This window comes from Vibrio sp. CCB-PB317, assembly GCF_022808245.1.
Lineage (GTDB): Bacteria > Pseudomonadota > Gammaproteobacteria > Enterobacterales > Vibrionaceae > Vibrio > Vibrio diabolicus.
Genome location: NZ_JALGNU010000002.1, coordinates 131,456 through 149,541, shown reverse-complemented (window position 1 = coordinate 149,541; position 18,086 = coordinate 131,456). Strand labels below are relative to the sequence as shown.

General features: G+C 45.1%; 15 protein-coding genes. 6 read left to right on the top strand and 9 right to left on the bottom strand.

What is annotated here, in order from left to right:
• Nucleotides 1-173: 173 nt before the first annotated feature.
• Nucleotides 174-512 (bottom strand): hypothetical protein, encoded by a 339-nt coding sequence (locus tag MTR11_RS09875; protein WP_150918138.1) that lies wholly within the window; start codon nt 510-512, stop codon nt 174-176.
• 231 nt (nt 513-743) lie between these two features.
• On the opposite strand from MTR11_RS09875, the gene MTR11_RS09870 reads away from it, so the two are divergent.
• Nucleotides 744-1,328 (top strand): flavodoxin family protein, encoded by a 585-nt coding sequence (locus tag MTR11_RS09870; protein WP_140382528.1) that lies wholly within the window; start codon nt 744-746, stop codon nt 1,326-1,328.
• A gap of 63 nt (nt 1,329-1,391) precedes the next feature.
• Here MTR11_RS09870 and MTR11_RS09865 read toward each other — a convergent pair whose 3' ends face one another.
• On the bottom strand, nt 1,392-3,017 hold the full coding sequence (locus MTR11_RS09865) for an ABC transporter substrate-binding protein (protein WP_243327419.1): 1,626 nt from the start codon (nt 3,015-3,017) through the stop codon (nt 1,392-1,394).
• A gap of 141 nt (nt 3,018-3,158) precedes the next feature.
• Here MTR11_RS09865 and mpaA point away from each other — a divergent pair, with 141 nt between their 5' ends.
• Nucleotides 3,159-3,869, top strand: a complete 711-nt coding sequence (gene mpaA, locus MTR11_RS09860) for a murein tripeptide amidase MpaA (RefSeq protein ID WP_243327418.1) — start codon at nt 3,159-3,161, stop codon at nt 3,867-3,869.
• 19 nt (nt 3,870-3,888) lie between these two features.
• On the opposite strand, the gene MTR11_RS09855 is transcribed toward mpaA, so the two are convergent.
• Entirely contained in the window at nt 3,889-4,740 is an 852-nt protein-coding gene (locus MTR11_RS09855; protein WP_021452841.1) for an SIS domain-containing protein, read from the bottom strand.
• 242 nt (nt 4,741-4,982) lie between these two features.
• Between MTR11_RS09855 and murQ the strand changes: the two genes are divergently transcribed.
• The 3 genes from murQ (at nt 4,983) to MTR11_RS09840 (ending at nt 8,572) form a co-directional block, all read left to right on the top strand.
• A complete protein-coding gene (murQ, locus tag MTR11_RS09850; RefSeq protein ID WP_193253019.1) occupies nt 4,983-5,885 on the top strand; it encodes an N-acetylmuramic acid 6-phosphate etherase in 903 nt (300 codons plus the stop codon).
• Between the two features lie 28 nt (nt 5,886-5,913).
• Nucleotides 5,914-7,368 carry a PTS N-acetylmuramic acid transporter subunit IIBC gene (gene murP, locus MTR11_RS09845; RefSeq protein WP_243327417.1) on the top strand — a complete coding sequence of 485 codons (1,455 nt, stop codon included), beginning with the start codon at nt 5,914-5,916 and terminating at the stop codon, nt 7,366-7,368.
• Between the two features lie 148 nt (nt 7,369-7,516).
• Nucleotides 7,517-8,572, top strand: coding sequence for a porin (locus MTR11_RS09840; protein ID WP_015313726.1), 1,056 nt, complete (start codon nt 7,517-7,519; stop codon nt 8,570-8,572).
• Between the two features lie 90 nt (nt 8,573-8,662).
• On the opposite strand, the gene MTR11_RS09835 is transcribed toward MTR11_RS09840, so the two are convergent.
• Entirely contained in the window at nt 8,663-9,328 is a 666-nt protein-coding gene (locus MTR11_RS09835) for a peptidase E (RefSeq protein ID WP_243327416.1), read from the bottom strand.
• 37 nt (nt 9,329-9,365) lie between these two features.
• The gene (locus MTR11_RS09830) at nt 9,366-10,277 is read right to left on the bottom strand and encodes a LysR family transcriptional regulator (protein ID WP_243327415.1); all 912 of its coding nucleotides are present in this window, start codon (nt 10,275-10,277) and stop codon (nt 9,366-9,368) included.
• A gap of 88 nt (nt 10,278-10,365) precedes the next feature.
• On the opposite strand from MTR11_RS09830, the gene catC reads away from it, so the two are divergent.
• Entirely contained in the window at nt 10,366-11,025 is a 660-nt protein-coding gene (catC, locus tag MTR11_RS09825) for a CatB-related O-acetyltransferase (protein ID WP_243327414.1), read from the top strand.
• A gap of 56 nt (nt 11,026-11,081) precedes the next feature.
• Here the strand turns inward: catC and MTR11_RS09820 are convergent, their stop codons facing one another.
• The 4 genes from MTR11_RS09820 to MTR11_RS09805 all read right to left on the bottom strand — a co-directional run bounded on the left by MTR11_RS09820 (nt 11,082) and on the right by MTR11_RS09805 (nt 17,345).
• A complete protein-coding gene (locus MTR11_RS09820) occupies nt 11,082-12,761 on the bottom strand; it encodes a DUF342 domain-containing protein (protein ID WP_243327413.1) in 1,680 nt (559 codons plus the stop codon).
• A gap of 251 nt (nt 12,762-13,012) precedes the next feature.
• Nucleotides 13,013-15,040 carry a tRNA(Met) cytidine acetyltransferase TmcA gene (locus tag MTR11_RS09815; RefSeq protein ID WP_243327412.1) on the bottom strand — a complete coding sequence of 676 codons (2,028 nt, stop codon included), beginning with the start codon at nt 15,038-15,040 and terminating at the stop codon, nt 13,013-13,015.
• 105 nt (nt 15,041-15,145) lie between these two features.
• On the bottom strand, nt 15,146-16,120 hold the full coding sequence (locus tag MTR11_RS09810) for a ParB/RepB/Spo0J family partition protein (RefSeq protein WP_006740903.1): 975 nt from the start codon (nt 16,118-16,120) through the stop codon (nt 15,146-15,148).
• A 7-nt stretch (nt 16,121-16,127) separates the two neighbouring features.
• Nucleotides 16,128-17,345 (bottom strand): AAA family ATPase, encoded by a 1,218-nt coding sequence (locus MTR11_RS09805; protein ID WP_243327411.1) that lies wholly within the window; start codon nt 17,343-17,345, stop codon nt 16,128-16,130.
• Nucleotides 17,346-18,086: the final 741 nt, after the last annotated feature.

The window sequence follows — 18,086 nt, the reverse complement described above, 5'->3', positions numbered from 1 at the left end:
TTTCATGATAAAAACATGACACATCGCCGAAACCAAAAGCGCCACTTTAACCAAAGGAAGCTTCTTATTTACGAACCTTAAATAAATACAAAAAATAGAGATGGTGCAAGCAAAGAAAAAATCGTCACTAGTTCCATCTTCCTTAAAATACAAGGACATGGTTTTAGGTAAGCTTATATTTTTAGCTTCATTATGAGCCACCCACTAATATTTAGCGAGATAAGGGCAGAAAAGAGGTAAAAAACAAGACTGACCGAAACAAAAAGTAGTGCATGCACTTTTTCTTCTAAGCTCTCTGGATGAACATTCATATCCACATCAAACATCCCCCCTATAAAGTGTGCAAATACCGTGGAAGAGGCTGTAGAAAGGCCTCCTACCATAATGATAATAATCCCTCGCCTTAAGAAACGATGAAATGTACTTTTCCCGCCTTGGATCAGGTCTGAGTTTACATATTTTAATCTATTTTTCCGCCTATTAATCATCACTAGCATCGGTACCTTTATCATTGTTTCCAAGAGAGTTTTCTACATCTTTAAGCTCTTCCTTTAACGCTTTTATACACGACATTCATCGTCGTTGCATTCACTGTAGTTATGCCGTCGACTTACCCTATAAGAAAGCTCTTTAGATACCAATTCGTACTTTATCTATCTCAAATCTCTTCTTGACCTCAACTTAGCTTGAGGTTTTAGCCTTAGTCGCACGATTAAAAATCAACAATGAAAAAAGGAACCATTGTGTCCAAAATTGCGATTATTTATTTCTCTAAAACCGACGTTACTGGTCAGCTTGCTCGCGCGATTGCCGCAGGCGTTGAACAACAAGGCATTAAGCAGCAAGATGAATGTGAAATCCTCTCTCACCGAATTGAAGGCAGTGAGATTATTGAGGGACGTTTTGTGAACCCTAAACTAATGGATGAACTTGCTGAGTGTGATGCGATTATCTTTGGCTCACCGACCTATATGGGCGGTGTAGCAGCGCAGTTTAAAGCATTTGCAGATGCAAGCAGTGAATCTTGGTATTACCAAAAATGGGCGAGCAAAATCGCGGCTGGCTTTACCAGTGGTGGGGCAATGAATGGCGACCAATCTTGCACATTACAATATCTACAAACGCTCGCTAACCAACACGGCATGATGTGGGTCGGGTTGGATAAGATCAGCAATTCTGGGGAGCAAAACCTGAATCGTTATGGTGTACAAGGTGGTATTGTTGCACAAGGTGGTGAAGGTGGTCAGTTGCATGCTTCTGATGTTGCAACAGCAGAGTATCTTGGCAAACGAGTCGCTATGCTCGTGAACAAGCTCTCCGCTCGCTAACAATAAAAAGAAGCCCCGTAAGACACATCTTCGGGGCTTCGTATTTATCGCTTGTTTTGAGCGCTACTTTTTAATGTAGAGATCTTTCGAGTAGATGCGCCCTTCTACGTTGTTCTTTGCAAAGCCACCCACGGTTGGACGAACCAAACGTGCTTGCATGTAGTAATAGATTGGTGCGATGGGCATATCTGTCGCCAGCAACTGTTCAGCTTGGTCGTAAAATCCTTGGCGCGCTTTCTCATCGGTTGCAGCCAGTGCCCTGTTCATCGCGTTGTCGTACGCTGCATTGCTGTAACGTGCAAAGTTACCCGAAGAACCTGAGCGAAGTAAGCTCAGGAAAGTAGACGCTTCATTGTAATCACCACACCAGGAAGCGCGCATCACATCGAAATTGCCTTGTTTACGCGCCACTAAGTACGACTTCCACTCTTGGTTTTCTAACTCCACGTTTGCACCGAGATTTTTTTGTAGCATCGACGCTATCGCAACCGCGATCGATTTGTTTGCCTCACTGGTGTTGTACAGCAATTTAAAATCGAGCGGCTTGTCTTGGCTGTAACCCGCTTCTTTTAACAACTGACGCGCTTTCTCGTCACGTTGTTGCTGACTCCACTTACTGTATTCAGGCGGCGTCGCATCAAACCCTGCGGTGTACTGATGCGCAAAAGTATAAGCAGGAAGGTTGCCCACTTGCGTGACACCATTTGTAATCACATCGCGCATGATGGAGTACGACACCGCTTGACGCACTCGCACATCATCAAATGGCGGACGAGTGGTATTGAACGCGTAGTAATACGTGCACAACAATGGCACCACCGTGTAAGCCTGCTTGTAATCTTGTTTAAGCTTCTGCGCCATATGAGTCGGCACATCTGACGTGATATCCAACTCTCCTGCCGCATAACGATTGATCGACGCGTTTTGGTTTTCAAACGGAATGTAAGTCACTCTGTTTAGATGCGTATCTGCGCTGTCCCAGTAACTTGGACTCTTAACCAGTTCAATGCGCTCATTCACGACCCACTTATCCAATGTGAATGCACCGTTGCTAACAAATTGGTCTGGATCGCTCCACGGCTTGTCGCGGTTTTCCACTGTCGCTTGATGCACTGGCATCATGGACGTGTGCCCAGTCATAGCAACAAAGTACGGCACTTGACTGTCCAACTCAAAACGTAGGGTGTATTTATCCACTGCCTTGATACCGAGATCGTCCAAAGGCTTTTTGCCCTCTGCTACATCGGTGATGTTTTTGATCTTGGTGAGTTTGAGATACCAAACATTTGGAGAAGCGGTTTTCGGATCCACCGCTCGGCGCAGTGAATAGACAAAATCATCCGCTGTCACAGGCTCGCCATTCGACCATTTCGCGTCTTTGCGCAAGTGAAAAGTAAAGGTTTGGTTGTCGTTGGTTTCCCATGATTCTGCCACACCGGGAATGATGTTTCCGTCACGATCTTGAATCACAAGCCCTTCAAATAAGTCACGAATCACATGCATTTCTGGCAGACCTTCGGCTTTCGCTGGGTCAAGCGTCGCCGCCTCTGCGTCATTCGCACGTACTAAATGCTGTTCTGCGGCAAGTTGAATGCCTTTAGGTAAGGTCTCCGCAGCAACTGATGTAGCAAGAAAAGGGGTGAATAAAGAGGAAATCAGCAACGCCGTTGAATGTTTTTTAAAATCCATATCGTTTTTCGTTCTCCTAACGCGTCTTGTGAAGCAAGTGCCACAATTAACATTTCAACCGTTGACGAGTTTAAACGGTTCAGTTTAGCTAGGTGTAATTAGCTTAGATATTGATACTACTTCATCAATCAGGAGATTACGGTGAGTCTAATTCCAAGAACGGAAAGAGCGGCATTTTTAATTCGGCCAACAATATACGGTCAATCCGTGCTTGGTGCGCCATTACTGTATTTTCCGGCTCAAGTCGAAAGTGCTTCGCGAGGTTTGATTTTGGCAGGCACTCACGGGGATGAGACGGCCTCAATTGCAGGTTTGTCCTGCGCGCTAAGAAGCTTGCCTGCTGAAAACTTACGACATGATGTGATTCTGTCAATGAATCCTGACGGCAACCAGCTAGGCACACGTGCAAATGCAAACCAAGTGGATCTCAATCGCGCGTTTCCAACCCAAAATTGGACTGAGCATGGCACCGTGTATCGATGGAGCTCTCACACACCCGTTCGAGACGTAAAGGTGAAAACTGGCACTAAAAACCAACTAGAGCCTGAAGTTAGCGCATTAATTAACTTGATTGAACTGCGCAAGCCAAAGTTTGTGGTGTCATTTCATGAACCGCTTGCGTTTGTGGATGATCCCAAACATTCCAACCTTGCCAAATGGCTCGGCGAGCAGTTTCAGCTGCCAATCGTGGACGATGTCGACTACGAAACACCCGGCTCATTCGGCACTTGGTGTAGTGAACGTGATTTACCTTGCATCACGTTGGAGTTACCGGCAATTTCTGCCGATCTCACCATTGAAAAGCATCTATCCGCTTTTATTGCTTTACTGATGCACGATCCGGATCTTTAGTTCGCTGTTGGTTAAGCGCTCATGTGAGGATCTGTTTGATGTCGGTACTGATATCGCTGATCAACTGACGTGCACTTTCGTCTCTTTGCTGAACCAAGATGATAAACAGCAAATCGGTGATCACGTTTTGCGCGGTGCGTGAAGCAATGGATGAGCTGCGATGTTCCGTTTCATTGGCAATCGTATCAAACGTAATATCGGCAATACCGCGCAAGCGACTTCTCCCAGGAGCAGATAACGCAATCACCTTCGCGCCCTGCTCTTTTGCCGCTTCTGCCGCGACGAGAATTTCTTTGCGTTCGCCCGAATACGAAATCGCGATCTGCACATCTTCTGAAGAGAGGGTACGAGCAACAGCAATCTGCACGTGGCTGTCTTGTTCAGAAAGCGCCGTAATACCGAGTTTAAGCAGTTTAAAGCTTAAATCCTTCGCGGTCAGGGCTGAGCCCCCAATCCCGACCACTTGCACTCGACGCGCTTCACTCAACCATTTCACCGCTTGGTGACAAGCTTCATAAGACAGCGCATTGGTGGTTTGAAACATAGCATCTGTTTTTGCTTTCACCAGCTTTTGTGAAATAACCGCAATGGGGTCGTCAGCCAAAATATCACTGTGCAACGGTGTCGACTGCATCGCATGCTTACGGCCAATCTCTTCATTCAGAGCTAACTTAAACTCGCTGTAGCCTTTAAAGCCAATACGCTGAGTAAATTTTACAATGCTCGATTGACTCACTTTTACTTGCGCCGCAAGTTCTTGGCTAGTGAGCAGCGCCGCCTTTTCTGCGTTTTCAACAATCCAATCGCCGACCAAACGACCACTTTGCGAAAGCTGAGTACGCCTCGCGACTATCTTATTGATAACTGACACAACAAAAACCTCAAAAAATTTAAATAAATTATTCCAAAACAAAAATAATTGGAGTTTGATTTAACTCCATGATTATTCTAACCAAGCCAGTTTATACCGGATGTAATGGACATATATTTTCTCTCATTATTCCAAATTTCTCCTGCACAAAGAATAACCTCAAGTGTGATTTTTATCACCAAAACAGAATATTTTATTCCATAGAATCGCCCTCAGATTGAACATTACGAAGAGTGTAAAACATGAAAATTGATTTAAGCCGATTGGTGACAGAAAGCCGTAATCCAGCCAGTGCAGAGATTGATACGCTTTCGACCATCGAGATGCTGCAAGTCATTAATGAAGAGGATCAAAAAGTCGCGCTCGCGGTCAAAGCAGTGCTACCACAAATTGCAAAGACGGTTGATGCAATTACTCAAGCGTTCGCCAATGGTGGCCGTTTGGTTTACATGGGAGCTGGCACATCAGGCCGCTTAGGAATTCTTGATGCGAGCGAGTGTCCTCCTACCTACGGCACGCATCCAGACATGGTGATTGGCTTAATTGCTGGTGGACACCAAGCGATTTTGAAAGCGGTAGAAAACGCCGAAGACGACGCGAAAATGGGTCAAGACGACTTAAAAGCGCTTCACCTCACCAGCCATGACGTGGTTGTAGGCATTGCAGCGAGTGGCCGTACACCTTATGTACTAGGTGGTTTGGAGTACGCTAAATCCATCGGAGCTACGACCGCATCTATCGCCTGTAATCCAGAATGTGCCATGGCAAAAGCGGCCGACATCGCGATTCTGCCGATTGTTGGCGCAGAGGTTGTCACTGGCTCTTCTCGCATGAAAGCCGGCACCGCACAAAAACTGGTGTTAAACATGCTCACGACAGGTGCAATGATTCGTAGCGGTAAGGTATTTGGCAACTTAATGGTGGATGTAGAGGCCACCAACGCCAAGCTCATCCAACGCCAAACCAACATTGTTGTCGAAGCAACCGGCGCATCAAAAGAAGAAGCAGAGCGAGCATTAAATGCCTGCGATCGACACTGCAAAACTGCCATCTTAATGATTTTGGCCGATTTGGATGCCGAACAAGCCAAATCACGCCTCGCCGCGCACAACGGTTTTATTCGCGCAGCACTAAATAATAACTAAATAATCCGAGTTCTGAAGGATAGACCCTATGGCAAAAATAACTTCAAACACAGTATCGCAGTTGCTGTCCGCAGTGGGTGGCAGCAGCAACGTAAGCAAATGTGGTAACTGTATGACGCGTTTGCGTTTATCGCTCGCCAACAATGGCTTGGCTGACCAGTCTGTTATCAAGCAAATTCCCGGCGTAATGGGTGTGGTGGAAAGCGATGAGCAGTTTCAGATCATTCTCGGTCCCGGAAAAGCTCAACAAGCGGCTGAGATGATGAATCAATTGATCGACAGCTTAACCTCTGGTGACAGTGAAGAACCAGATATGCCGCAACAAGATCTTTCTGCCGTCGCGGCCGAGCAGAAAAAACAGATGAAGAGTAAGCAAACCAGTGCGGTTCAGCGTTTTTTAAGCAAGTTTGCTACCATCTTTACGCCGTTGATCCCTGGCTTTATTGCCGCTGGTTTGTTGCTAGGTTTTGCGACGTTATTGGAACAGATGTTTGTTCTCGACCAGACACCAAGCCAGTTTATGTTGGATTTGATCGCCTACATGAAAGTCTTTGGTAAGGGTCTGTTTGCTTTCTTAAGTATTCTGATTGGTTACAACGCGCAGCAAGCGTTTGGCGGCTCTGGTGTTAATGGTGCCATTCTCGCCTCTTTGTTTGTGCTGGGTTACAACCCAGAGGCTACATCCGGCATTTACTCTGGCATGAACGAGTTTTTCGGCTTTGCGATTGATCCGCGCGGCAACATTATCGGCGTACTTTTGGCGGCGATCATCGGTGCGCAAGTCGAGCGTAAGGTTCGTCAATACATGCCAGATGATCTGGACATGATCTTAACGTCCGTTATCACTCTGTTGATCATGGGTGCGGTAACCTTCTTGATCATCATGCCAATCGGCGGCGAGCTGTTTAAAGGGATGTCTTGGTTGTTCCTCAACTTGAACGATAACCCATTAGGCGCTGCAATCTTGGCAGGTTTGTTCTTAATTTCTGTGGTATTTGGCATCCACCAGGGTTTTGTTCCAGTGTACTTTGCATTGATGGAAGCACAGGGCTTTAACTCGCTATTCCCTATCCTGGCGATGGCTGGTGGCGGTCAGGTTGGCGCGTCAATGGCACTGTATTTCAAAGCAAAAAGAGACGCTCTACTGCGCACTCAAGTTAAAGGAGCTATTATTCCGGGTCTTCTAGGCATTGGCGAACCATTGATTTACGGCGTGACATTACCACGCGTAAAACCATTCGTTACCGCTTGTATTGGTGGTGCTGCGGGCGGCTTCTTTATCGGCTTAGTTTCTTACCTTGGCTTGCCAATTGGTCTTAATACGGTGTTTGGCCCGTCCGGTATCGTGGCGATTCCTCTCATGACATCAGAAAATGGCATCTTCCCGGGCATGATGGTGTTTGTTGCTGGCCTGCTTATCTCTTACATCGTTGGCTTCCTCGCGACTTACTTCTTTGGCTGCAAAGACGTCGATTTAAGCTAAATCATTCTTCCCCTATAGGAATGGACTAGCTCGCGCCCTTGGCAAACAAGGGCGCACCCTCTCTCTACTTCACGACAATTTTTCTTATTCCGTTACTCGGAAGGGGCTTTGTCGTACCTAAAACAATAGAAATGAAAGGTCGTTAATCATGAAAAAGCACATTTTGACTCTACTTCTCCCAACATTGATGGCATCAAACGCAATGGCAGCGCAGCTGTATCAAGCAGAAGATGGGTCAGTTTTAAATATTTACTCTCGTCTTGGTTTCAATGTCACCAGTAAAAATGATGAGCATGGCGATGCAAATGGCGAGTTTGATGGCCGTATTGGTTTAAACGGTTCACAAACCATCAACGAGTACGCGTCGATCATCGGCCAAGCGCAATACCAAGTGGGTGCCGCTGAATACGCAAACCAAGTAAACGACAAACCGTCTCTGACCGCACGTTATGTGTGGGCGGGTATTGATGCGAAAGATTATGGTCGCATTACTGGTGGTCGCGTGGCATCTGGATTGATTATGTTTACCGATATTGGTGATGTGTTCGCCTCTTCCGATGTTTCTATGGCGCGCCAAGCGAATAAAGTAGACAAAACCGCGACGCAAGTTTTCCGTCAAGATGGCACGCTGCAATACCAAAATAGCCTAGGTAATTTCGACTTTTCTGTCGCGTACATTTTAGGAAACAACACTTCTGAGCTTGACTACGGTTACAACGCTGCACTGCGTTATACGCTAGACATGGGGAATTTGGGTACCTTGGCACCAGTGGTAGCGATGCAGAAAAATAAAGGTGATGCACGTGAAAGCAACGACACCGATTACACATTCTGGGGCGCAGGTACGCGTTACTACTTAGGTGATTTGATGTTGGGTGCGTTGTACTCGGAAGATGAACTAGAGGGCTATTACTCACAAACTAGTACCGACAAAGTGATGGAACTGACGGCGGTTTACAGTGTAAATGACAAATGGGCACTGCGTGCTGGTTATCGTTCTTTAGAAAACAGTGAGGGTGACGAGCTAGAGCTGAAAGATACAACGCTAGAAGTGCAATACAAACTGACGCCTCGTTCTTCTATCTACACAAACTACGTTGATCGTAACGGCTCGCGTGGCTACAGCAATGGACAAGAAGTCTCGTTTGGCGGTGCGCACGCAGACGAAAGCTACTACCACTTAGGTCTGCGTTACGAGCTGTAAGCGCGATACTTAATGTCAGTTAGCTGAATCCAATGAGCTTCTTCTGTGTCCGGTCAGTAGTTATTGCCTTTAATGCTGATTTGAAGAAGCTCACCCTCGTAATATATTTTCTTCGTTACCTGTTTTGACCAACACGCCTGCATCAGGAAAGCTGGTGACAGTAGCTAACAATTTTCCATCAACAAAGTGCAATGCCGCATAATCGTGAATGCCATAACAAGTGATGCTCGGTTGAGAACGAGCAAAGGCTTGGAAAACCTCGAACTTCTCACCTACATGAGAAAAATGCGCCGCAGCCAAACCGTCAATTAATCCAAGACAACGCATAACTTGGTATGCTTCGGGATCACTGTCTGTCACCGCAAACTCAAACCAACAAATTGCACCAGCGCTCATGCCACAAATGATAATGCCTTGTTCATAACACTGCTTGAGTATTCTATCGATTCCCCATTCGCGCCAAATGGCCAACATCGAACGCGTATTACCGCCACCGACGTAAATGATGTCTTGTTCAAATAGCGTTTCTTTCCAACCAGCATCAAACTTAAACAGCGGAAAATGAGTTACGTTTTCACTAAGCTTCGCATTGTAAAAACGTTCAATAACTTCATCGGCGTCTCCCGTGGCTGTCGGTAGAAAACAAATGTTTGGATTCTTCTTACCAGACAAAGACAAAATGTATTGATCGAGCGGGCTCGGATTCTCTCCCATCATCCAGCCACCACCACCAATCGCAATACAGTGTTTTCGCATTCCTTTGCTTCCTCTATTGTTACTAAGTTTGCTGTCGCTATTCGCCGACAGAATATATGTTCCTAAAGTGATCAATGAACGCTCGCGTTCTTCTTGGTAAGTGCTCACGTTTTGGGTAAAGCAGATAAAGCGGCAAAATCGCATCCGTTTGCCAATCTGGCAGCAAACTCACGAGTTGTTCTTTTTGTGCAGGTTCGAGTTCGGCCAGTGCAAATTCATCTAACATGGCTACACCACAGCCAGCCAAAGTAGCATCCAACATGGACTGGACAAGATTAAAACTCAGCGTACTTTCTAACTCAATGCTGCACTGCTGTTGAGTTTGCTTATGCGTAAACGTCCACTTGTCTAACCCCAAGTCACGACTTTTATAAAGGATGTGCTCCAAGTCGCAAAGCTCCTCTGGCGTACTTACATTTGGTTTATCAGCTAAATACGAGCGATGAGCGATCGGTTTACATTGTAAAGTGCGTAGCTGATGGCCGACGTATCCCTCTGGAGGAGTATCGGTAAAGTAGAATGCGATATCAAACCCAGCCTCAATCAAGTCGAGAGGTGTCTCTGTGAAGATCACTTCGACGCTCACTTGTGGATGTTGCAATCGAAACTCGATCAATGTTTGGCTGAGTAACGCGGCTCCAAAAGAAGCAGACGCCGCTATTCTCAATTTTCCCGATACGATCTCGTTTGCCATGACTTGCTCATTGATCTGCTCAGCGCCTTCGAGCAGTTGCTTTACCTGCTGATAAAACCGCAAACCATCGTAGGTCAAATTAAACTGGCGCGTAGTTCGCTGAATAAGCTGCACCGACAATATCTCTTCAAGCTGTTTAAGTTGCCGACTTACATGCGCATTCGAACAATTCAGGCGCTTTGCCGCGCCAGCAATACTTCGCTCCTCGCACAAAGCGACGTAAAGTGGTACGTAGCTGAGCCATTTTATTTCCATACAGTAATTCTGAATCTCTAAAATCAAACTACTGGAAATAATAGAAAGCATCTAAACTCTGTACAACCTAAATTTGAAAGGATGAGTTATGAGTGTTTTCGACACGTGGTTAAAAGGTCAAATCATTAAAGATCACATCACTAATCCCAATATCAATGTTGGCGATTACAGCTATTACTCGGGCTTCTATCATCAAAAAAGCTTCGAAGAGCAAGCGGTACGCTACTTGTTGGGTGACCCCGTCACACTTCAAGAATGGCAAAGTAGGGAACCCGATAGCATCGACAAATTAATCATTGGCAAGTTTTGTTCCATCGCTTCTGGAGCCACCTTCATGATGGCAGGAAATCAAGGTCATCGCATTGACTGGATTTCGACCTTCCCCTTCTCTCCTGAAGAATTTGGAGAAGGCGTACAAGACGGTTTCGAGCGTGCCGGAGACACGGTGGTGGGGAACGATGTTTGGATTGGCAGTGAGGCGATGATCATGCCCGGAGTAAACATCGGCGATGGAGCAGTCATCGGAGCACGCGCCCTAGTGACGAAAGACATCCAACCTTATTCGGTGGTGGTTGGAAACAACCAAGTCGTACGTCAACGATTTAGCGATAAAGAGATTGAAACTCTACTCAATATCCAATGGTGGAACTGGCCAATAGAACACATTAAACAAGCAATGAAAGTAATGTGTAGCAGCCAAGTCGGTGCGCTTGCGGACTACTATCAAGAGCACATTGTCGATTTTTAGTTAAACAAAAGCCCACACATCTTGTTTCGACATGTGGGCTCAGTAAGTAAGAAAGCTTAAACCGCAGCGACGTCCTCATCTTCCAAGTTCGCCGAGACTTGAATTTCGTATTGATTGAAACGGAACGAACAACCGCCATGAGTACGCTTTGTCGTTACTTGCTCGTCGCCAAACAGCACCGTCACACGAGTGAAGACATGCTCTTTGGCTTCGACAATATTTTCTTCTAACGCGACTTCAAAGTCATGTTCCGTTTGTTCTAACTTTTGCTTTATCGCTTCAAGCTGCTCGTTGTTTTGTGTTTTCATCACATCAATCTGAGCTTGTTCTTCGTCGGTACGTTCGGCTTTAGGACGTTTCTTAAATTCGAGTTCTTTACGAATCACATCCATCGTTCCTTCTTGAGCGCGTTTATATTGATCTTTGAGCTCTGCTAATCGCTCCTTAAATGCAGAATAGCGCGCGAACGCTTCTACCTTAGTGGCGGTGTCGCCTTCTACGCCCAATTGTAAGCACACCACTTTGTCACCGACTTTTGCATCTCCGCCGCTGAGCGTGCCGTTCCTACCGTTCGCATCCAGCACCGTCAGATTGCGCCCACAAACAATATCGTTATTCATGCTGTGCACCGCCAACTCAATATCTTCGCCGGCTTGCAAATCACAATATTGGGCGTAGCTGGCACGAATCGAACCTTTGGCTTTGACGTGACAACTTTTTGGCTGGCCATCACTCACGGTGTGGCCAATGATACCTTTACCAACTTGAATGTCGTCTTGCGCTTGTACGTCAGCCGATTCAATGAAGCCGCCTACAGTAATAGAGCCCGTCGCTTTAACAATCATGCCAGATTCAATGTTGCCACCGATAATCACATTCCCTTTGAATTTCACGTGGCCTGTATTCACACCAACGCTATTGAGGCAAAGTGCGTTATCAACTTCAATGGTTTTGTCTTTAATCAGAGGTGTACCGGATACCGATGCAATCAATAGGTTTGGGTCGTGCTTGCTTATCTCGGTGCCCTTGCCTGGCTTAATTGGGCTGTCTTTTCCAGCTTGTGGAGGAATCACTCGCCCTTGAACAGTAAAACCTGGCGTACCTTTGGTCGCAGGCGTGCGGCGCATCACCTCATCGCCTACGTCAACCGCGATAGTTTCACCGAGGTTACGTAAATCAATTTTGTCGCTAGCAGATTGGCCGTCTTTGGGTTTGAGGATACGTTTGGTGATGTCTTTAACGAGAGGAGTAAAAAGAGCGTCTTTGCCTTTGATAGGTTGCTTACCAACCGCTACAGGTTGAGAAAAAGTTTCGCCGGGTTTGAGCTGAGTGCTGACAACCAACACTTTCTTCAAAGCCAGTTTGTTGATGCCTTTCGAAACTCGCGCTTGAGCAAGGGCTTGAACAATCTCGGGGCCACGTAAACCTCGGCCTCCGTACGCGCCGACAACGTTCATACTGGCGAGCATGTCATTATTCGATAATTCAACCTCAACTTGCGCGTTGCGTTTTTCCGCAATGACGATGCCTTCGTAAGCTTCGGCTTTACGTTCTTTGGCGCAGTTAATGAATCTCACGACTTCCCCCTCAACAACAAACATCTTTTCAGCGTTCATTGCGACGAGCTGCTCGTTTAATTCATTTTGATTTAGCTCACCACCGAGATCCACTTCCCCCGGAAGACGGGCTATCACCTTGGTCTTATCTTCAGATAACTCAAGACACAGCTTCCACATACCCTTACCACTTTGCTTCCCATCAACACTTTCAGTCTAACCAAATCCGTTTTCTGAACAAACCTCGCATTTCTTATTATAGGGCTCACGTCACTAAAGAAAGTAATCCATCAATAACGGTTAAACAGGATATTAAGAGAGAACTCGATTTAACCTAAAGCTCAATCAAAATACACGCTCAAACAAAAAGGAGCTGGATTTACAGTGTAAAATCAGCTCCCAATAATTTCATTTACAGTGTAAATTTCCCTTTATTGTTTACAGTGTAAATCGTTCCAAATGTGCTTTACTTCGTCCCTTAGCTGCTGCTCAACTTGCTTTCTTCCAGGTAGCCCAAATTGCTGAGCACATTCAGTCCAACTACGGTTAAGAAAAAGCTTACTGATCATCAAGTCGGAAGCGGAGTTCAAACCTAAGTTAAGTAACCACTGCTGAAGCCAAGCAGACACGGACTCATAACTGTTACCACCATCAGCATAGCATTCAATTAGTAATAACTTAGCGGGATGAAGTGGACTCATTCCCAAAGGTTGCGATAATAGAGCTCGAAAAATAGAGGCTTCTAATTTTGGATAGACGTCAGCCACATTGTTAGACAACATTTCTTCAAATAGCGCCTGAGATTGGTCGACCCAAGCCGTCTGTTGGGAATCACAAGGTTTGACCATCAAGACTGAATAACAACCGCTAGCAGCATCGCGCATTGACCCTAAGCGAATTGCACGGAAGTTCGATTGTAGCCAGAAATGGACCAACTCTTCCGTCGCACCGAAACTCGTGGATAAGTAAGCAATGTGTTTAGCCGCCATTTGATCAAGTTGCTGCAGCATTTTTTGACCGATGCCTCTTCCTTGCAATTCCGGATGAACAGCAATTCTCATGACTCGCAGCGTCGATAGCTTCGCAACATTGGGGAATCCAAGGTGGTTTGCAATCGTAATTGGGGCTAAGTGTCCTTTAGGACGACGCTTACCAAGCTGAATTTCTTCAACCAATTCTGCGTCAAGCCCACCCTCTTCGACCGCTAATATTACCCCCACAACCGCATTATCTTGCTTAGCAAAATAGAGCTGACTGTTGTCGTCTTGCAAAAGGTGAATCAAATCATTCGGAGAGGTCTGATAATGAGCATTCACCAAAAGAGCGAAGCACTCACGCAGCAAACTAGGCTGCGATATCAAATCGTTCTTATCGGCTTTAGAAAGGGAAATTGAGTCGACCTGTTTAAGTTGATGGTGCGTTAACTCCGCATCCAACAAAAACGCGTCATAGAGCCATGATTCGAGCGCATCATTCATACTCCAACGGATGGGCTGTGTCATGTGCCATGTTTTCATTCCCGAACGCTGTTTCTGAAGCCAATCAACAAATTTAATCGTAAAGCCCCGACCACAACCTTCATAGCCATGAACAGTCGTAGAAAAAACGAGTCGATGATAATGTTCAGTAATGCTTTTGAGCATAGGAACTGGAATTGCAGCCGCTTCATCGACAAGTAACAAATCACATTCAGGTCGGCTCGATAGAAGTTCGTCAGGAGCAATAAATTGAATGGCTCCCTGCCCTGATTCTAATCTGTCCTTCCTAATACGCTGCGCATTAGGAAGTAACCGCAAAGCATGTTGGTAAACAGGCTCAACAGCTTTTATAGATGGTGCCGTAATTAAGATTCTAAGTGGCTTCTGCTGTAATAAGTTCGCACACGCAATGCCGAGGGCACTTGTTTTTCCGCGCCCACGATCAGCGGTCAAAACTAACGGTCGCTTTCGATGTCCAGTTACCACCTTTTCAATTAGAGAAATAGCATGTTCTTGTTCCGTGTAGTGGCTTTCTTTTTCTGCTTGCTTGATGTCTGGAGCCGTTGGCAATGCTTTGTCTTGCTCAATAACAACGAGCTTCTCCCATTGTTTGTGCATCCATTGCTGAGCAAAATTCGTAGGTTGTCGCGACTCAGTAATGACAATAAGAAGACCACCGCCAACCAATGAACCAAGCGCGGCGGTAAAGCTATTTGCGTCAAAACCATTTCGAGCATCAAACAATAGAACGTCACACTCTCTGCCTAACAACATGTGCCCTTGTTTAGGCGAAACACTGTATGCGTTTTCCAAACCAAAATCGCCGACACAAAACCAACGTTGATACATCTGTGTTTTATGGAACTCTGACACCAATGCATCTTGCCAAGAAGACTCGCCTTGAATGACGATGCCGAATCTTTGGAAAGATTGGTGAGCTTGTTGTTGAAGTGATGAAAGGAAATCAGATTGTGTCTGCATTTTGTCTATCCAACGTTGAACTGACGCAATGGTATCACATCTTTAATTTGACGCTTCTCAGATATAAAAAAACCGCCCGGGGGCGGTTGATTCAATCATCTTTTGTTATTGCAGCTTGTTTTGCACAAAGGCAAGAATCTCTTCCATCAAGCTGTCGTCAACTTTCTTCAAGTTCAACGCCAGACTGCTACCTTTTCGGCTGTAGCTTGCTCGACCTTTTACTAAGTCGACTTTTTCGGTCTTCTTGCCAGGTTTTGCTGGTGCAAGCTCAGCAATCCAGTTTTCGATGCTTTCCGTGACTTCTTTTGTCAGACGAGCAACGCCTTGAGCTGTGCTTCGCTGCCATAAAAAGCCTTCGCTAGAGCGACACTTATCTAACAGCTCTTGCTGCTGCTCTGGCGTCAACGTTGAAAACTGTTTGTGCAGTTTCACGATAGTTGGACGACCAAGATCGCCGACATTGGGATACGCTTGAAGCAGTTCTAACGGTAATGCCGCCGCTTTTAAAGCGCCACTTACTAACGCTTCACTGCACTGGAACATTTTCGCCAATGCTTTCTGATCTTCAGCTTCACCACTATCTAGTTTAGCCTGCATCTCTTTACCTTTTTCGTACAAAGAGAGCGGCTTGTGAGCATTTGCCACATCAGACAAAAACTTTGCATGGTCAGTATTGATGTTGTCAGCAACATAAACCAAAAAATCTTGCTCCGCGAGGATACAAGACATGCGACGACGGCTACCATCTAAAACTTCAATCTTGCCATCTTTAGTTCTACGACCCACCGCTGGATATTGTTGGCCACGCTCTTTGAGTGTGACTAAAACATCAGATAAAGCATGTTCGTTTAAGAACGATTGCTCACGAGCGTTATCAACAAACACCGTTGTTTCTGTCGCGACTTTCTCTGCAGGAATACGAACAAGTTCAAACTGAACAATGTTTTCACCTGCGACAGCTAGCTCAATCGTTTGAGCTTTTTCTTTTGCCGCGGTTTGCGCCTCTTGTGGAGTCACAACACGACGTTTATTCGTTTTGCCAAATAATTTCGCGTTTAATTCAGACGTTTTCAAAGCCATTTACTTATTACCCCTGATTCAATGACGGCCAATTAGAATGCAGCACACGCTCTAATTCCAGTGCGCTTTTATGAACAGCATCTTGTGCGGTGGCTAGCGTCTTCTTACCGCCTTCAAAATCGCTTACTGTCAGATCAAATACTGTGCTGTAGGTATCGGCACAGGTTTCAAACGCACGGCTACGAGGGATAGTAGCCATCATAACTTGGTCACCTAGAAGATAGTTCATTTCAGTTAAAACAGAAACTTGCTTCTTATTGTCGTCCTCAAACATGGTTGGCATCAAGCGAACAAACTCAAGACCATTCCAGTCTTCCGGAAACATTTCATATACCGTAGGCAAATGCTGGAAGAAGTTTACTGTTGAAGCCCAGTCCAGACGCTTAGCCGCACAAGGGATTAACAATGCATTTGATGCATACATCGCATTCCATACTAGTGGGTCAACGTGTGGGCCGGTATCAATCATGATGATATCGAAGTCATCAGAAATTTTATCAATCAGTTGCTCTTTTAGCAGACGAACGATATCGAGTGATGGATCTTCAGATAGCGTTTGCCATGCTTCAGCATTAAACATTGCGTCTTCTGGAAACGCTGAAATCGACTTTAAGTTCGGGTATTGCGTTGGCAGCAATACGTTTTTACGCAAAAATTCACTGTCAATTTCTACACCATCAGGCACGTTACCCAACATAATGTCTACAGCAGAATAGATATTGTCATGCTCTGCCATGCTGATTTGTGGGTTGAGGAATAAACGTAGCGAGCCTTGTGGGTCTAAGTCGATTAAACAAATACGGTAGCGTTTATCCAAATTTAGCGCTAAACATGCCGCTAAATGGACCGCTGTCATTGATTTGCCTGTACCACCCTTCTGGTTCTGCACGTTAATAATCCAAGGTTTGTTACCTGAATTCTTCTTACGCTCATGAAATTTAGGCACTTCAGCCGCATCCATAAGCATATGTGCTTCTTCTAACGTAATTGAATAGTGATTCGCGTTATTTTTAGTAAATTGATGGCCAGCCGCTTCCATCTTACCAATCGCGTCATCGAGCTTACGACGAGTTAAACCTGAACGGGTTTCCATCATCGCCTTAGACATTGGTGGGAAATAGTTATCGCTTCGCTCTTCTAAAACAATTTCAATACGGTCAGCTTGAACCTGCTGAGTCAGCTCCGCCAACTCAAGAAGGTTTTCAATCGTTTTTTCTCTTTTCATGCCAAATTCCGTTGGAAGGATTTATGCTTGCAATTGTACAGCAGTAAAGACCAAAAACAACAAAAAGGTGCACGAACATTTTGAATAACCATCACATAAAAAAACACTCAAATCGACGCTTTTATGATTTATGGTAAAAAACATAACTATTTTTAATTAAATAATCTTCGAATAAATGGACACCTTAAACTTAAAAACAAAAGTGTTACGGCGTCACTCATTTACAATGTAAATCAATTTTCTACCGGAACGATTATATTCTTAAGCTAAATTACGGATTATGTTAGGCCAACCTAATTTAAACAAAAAATAGAAAGCAATCTTTCAACATGAACGCTAATAACAACCTTGATCATGTATCCGAGCCAAAAAGGGCTGTTCAAGTGATGTTCCTATGGAAGTATGATCAAGGTATGCTTATGATCATGCTTCCATGATAAAACACAAATACGAAAGCATGATCATGGAAAAATAAAGTAGACGAGGGTGTAAACACACGGATTAAATAAGATCCATCAATCGGAAATATGATCAAGCTATAGAATCTCTCGGAAGCATGAATTTTTGTCTCTAATTTACGGTTAAATGCAGTCAGAATGGGGGATGGAGAAGAAATTAGTGGATAGAGAAGCCGGAACAATGAAATTGTTCAAGTTACTATGATAAATCTTACTCTCATGATCATGCTTCCTAAGAATAGTCCGAAACTAGGTTTTACTGCGGAATAAGAGCTACTTGGAT

Excerpts from the sequence above, each read along its gene's own strand:
- MTR11_RS09815 (WP_243327412.1), bottom strand. The coding sequence starts at position 15,040 with ATGCAGACACAATCTGATTTCCTTTCATCACTTCAACAACAAGCTCAC.
- MTR11_RS09875 (WP_150918138.1), bottom strand. The coding sequence starts at position 512 with ATGATAAAGGTACCGATGCTAGTGATGATTAATAGGCGGAAAAATAGA.
- MTR11_RS09830 (WP_243327415.1), bottom strand. The coding sequence starts at position 10,277 with ATGGAAATAAAATGGCTCAGCTACGTACCACTTTACGTCGCTTTGTGC.
- MTR11_RS09805 (WP_243327411.1), bottom strand. The coding sequence starts at position 17,345 with ATGAAAAGAGAAAAAACGATTGAAAACCTTCTTGAGTTGGCGGAGCTG.
- MTR11_RS09820 (WP_243327413.1), bottom strand. The coding sequence starts at position 12,761 with ATGTGGAAGCTGTGTCTTGAGTTATCTGAAGATAAGACCAAGGTGATA.
- MTR11_RS09810 (WP_006740903.1), bottom strand. The coding sequence starts at position 16,120 with ATGGCTTTGAAAACGTCTGAATTAAACGCGAAATTATTTGGCAAAACG.
- murQ (WP_193253019.1), top strand. The coding sequence starts at position 4,983 with ATGAAAATTGATTTAAGCCGATTGGTGACAGAAAGCCGTAATCCAGCC.
- MTR11_RS09840 (WP_015313726.1), top strand. The coding sequence starts at position 7,517 with ATGAAAAAGCACATTTTGACTCTACTTCTCCCAACATTGATGGCATCA.
- MTR11_RS09865 (WP_243327419.1), bottom strand. The coding sequence starts at position 3,017 with ATGGATTTTAAAAAACATTCAACGGCGTTGCTGATTTCCTCTTTATTC.
- catC (WP_243327414.1), top strand. The coding sequence starts at position 10,366 with ATGAGTGTTTTCGACACGTGGTTAAAAGGTCAAATCATTAAAGATCAC.
- MTR11_RS09835 (WP_243327416.1), bottom strand. The coding sequence starts at position 9,328 with ATGCGAAAACACTGTATTGCGATTGGTGGTGGTGGCTGGATGATGGGA.
- murP (WP_243327417.1), top strand. The coding sequence starts at position 5,914 with ATGGCAAAAATAACTTCAAACACAGTATCGCAGTTGCTGTCCGCAGTG.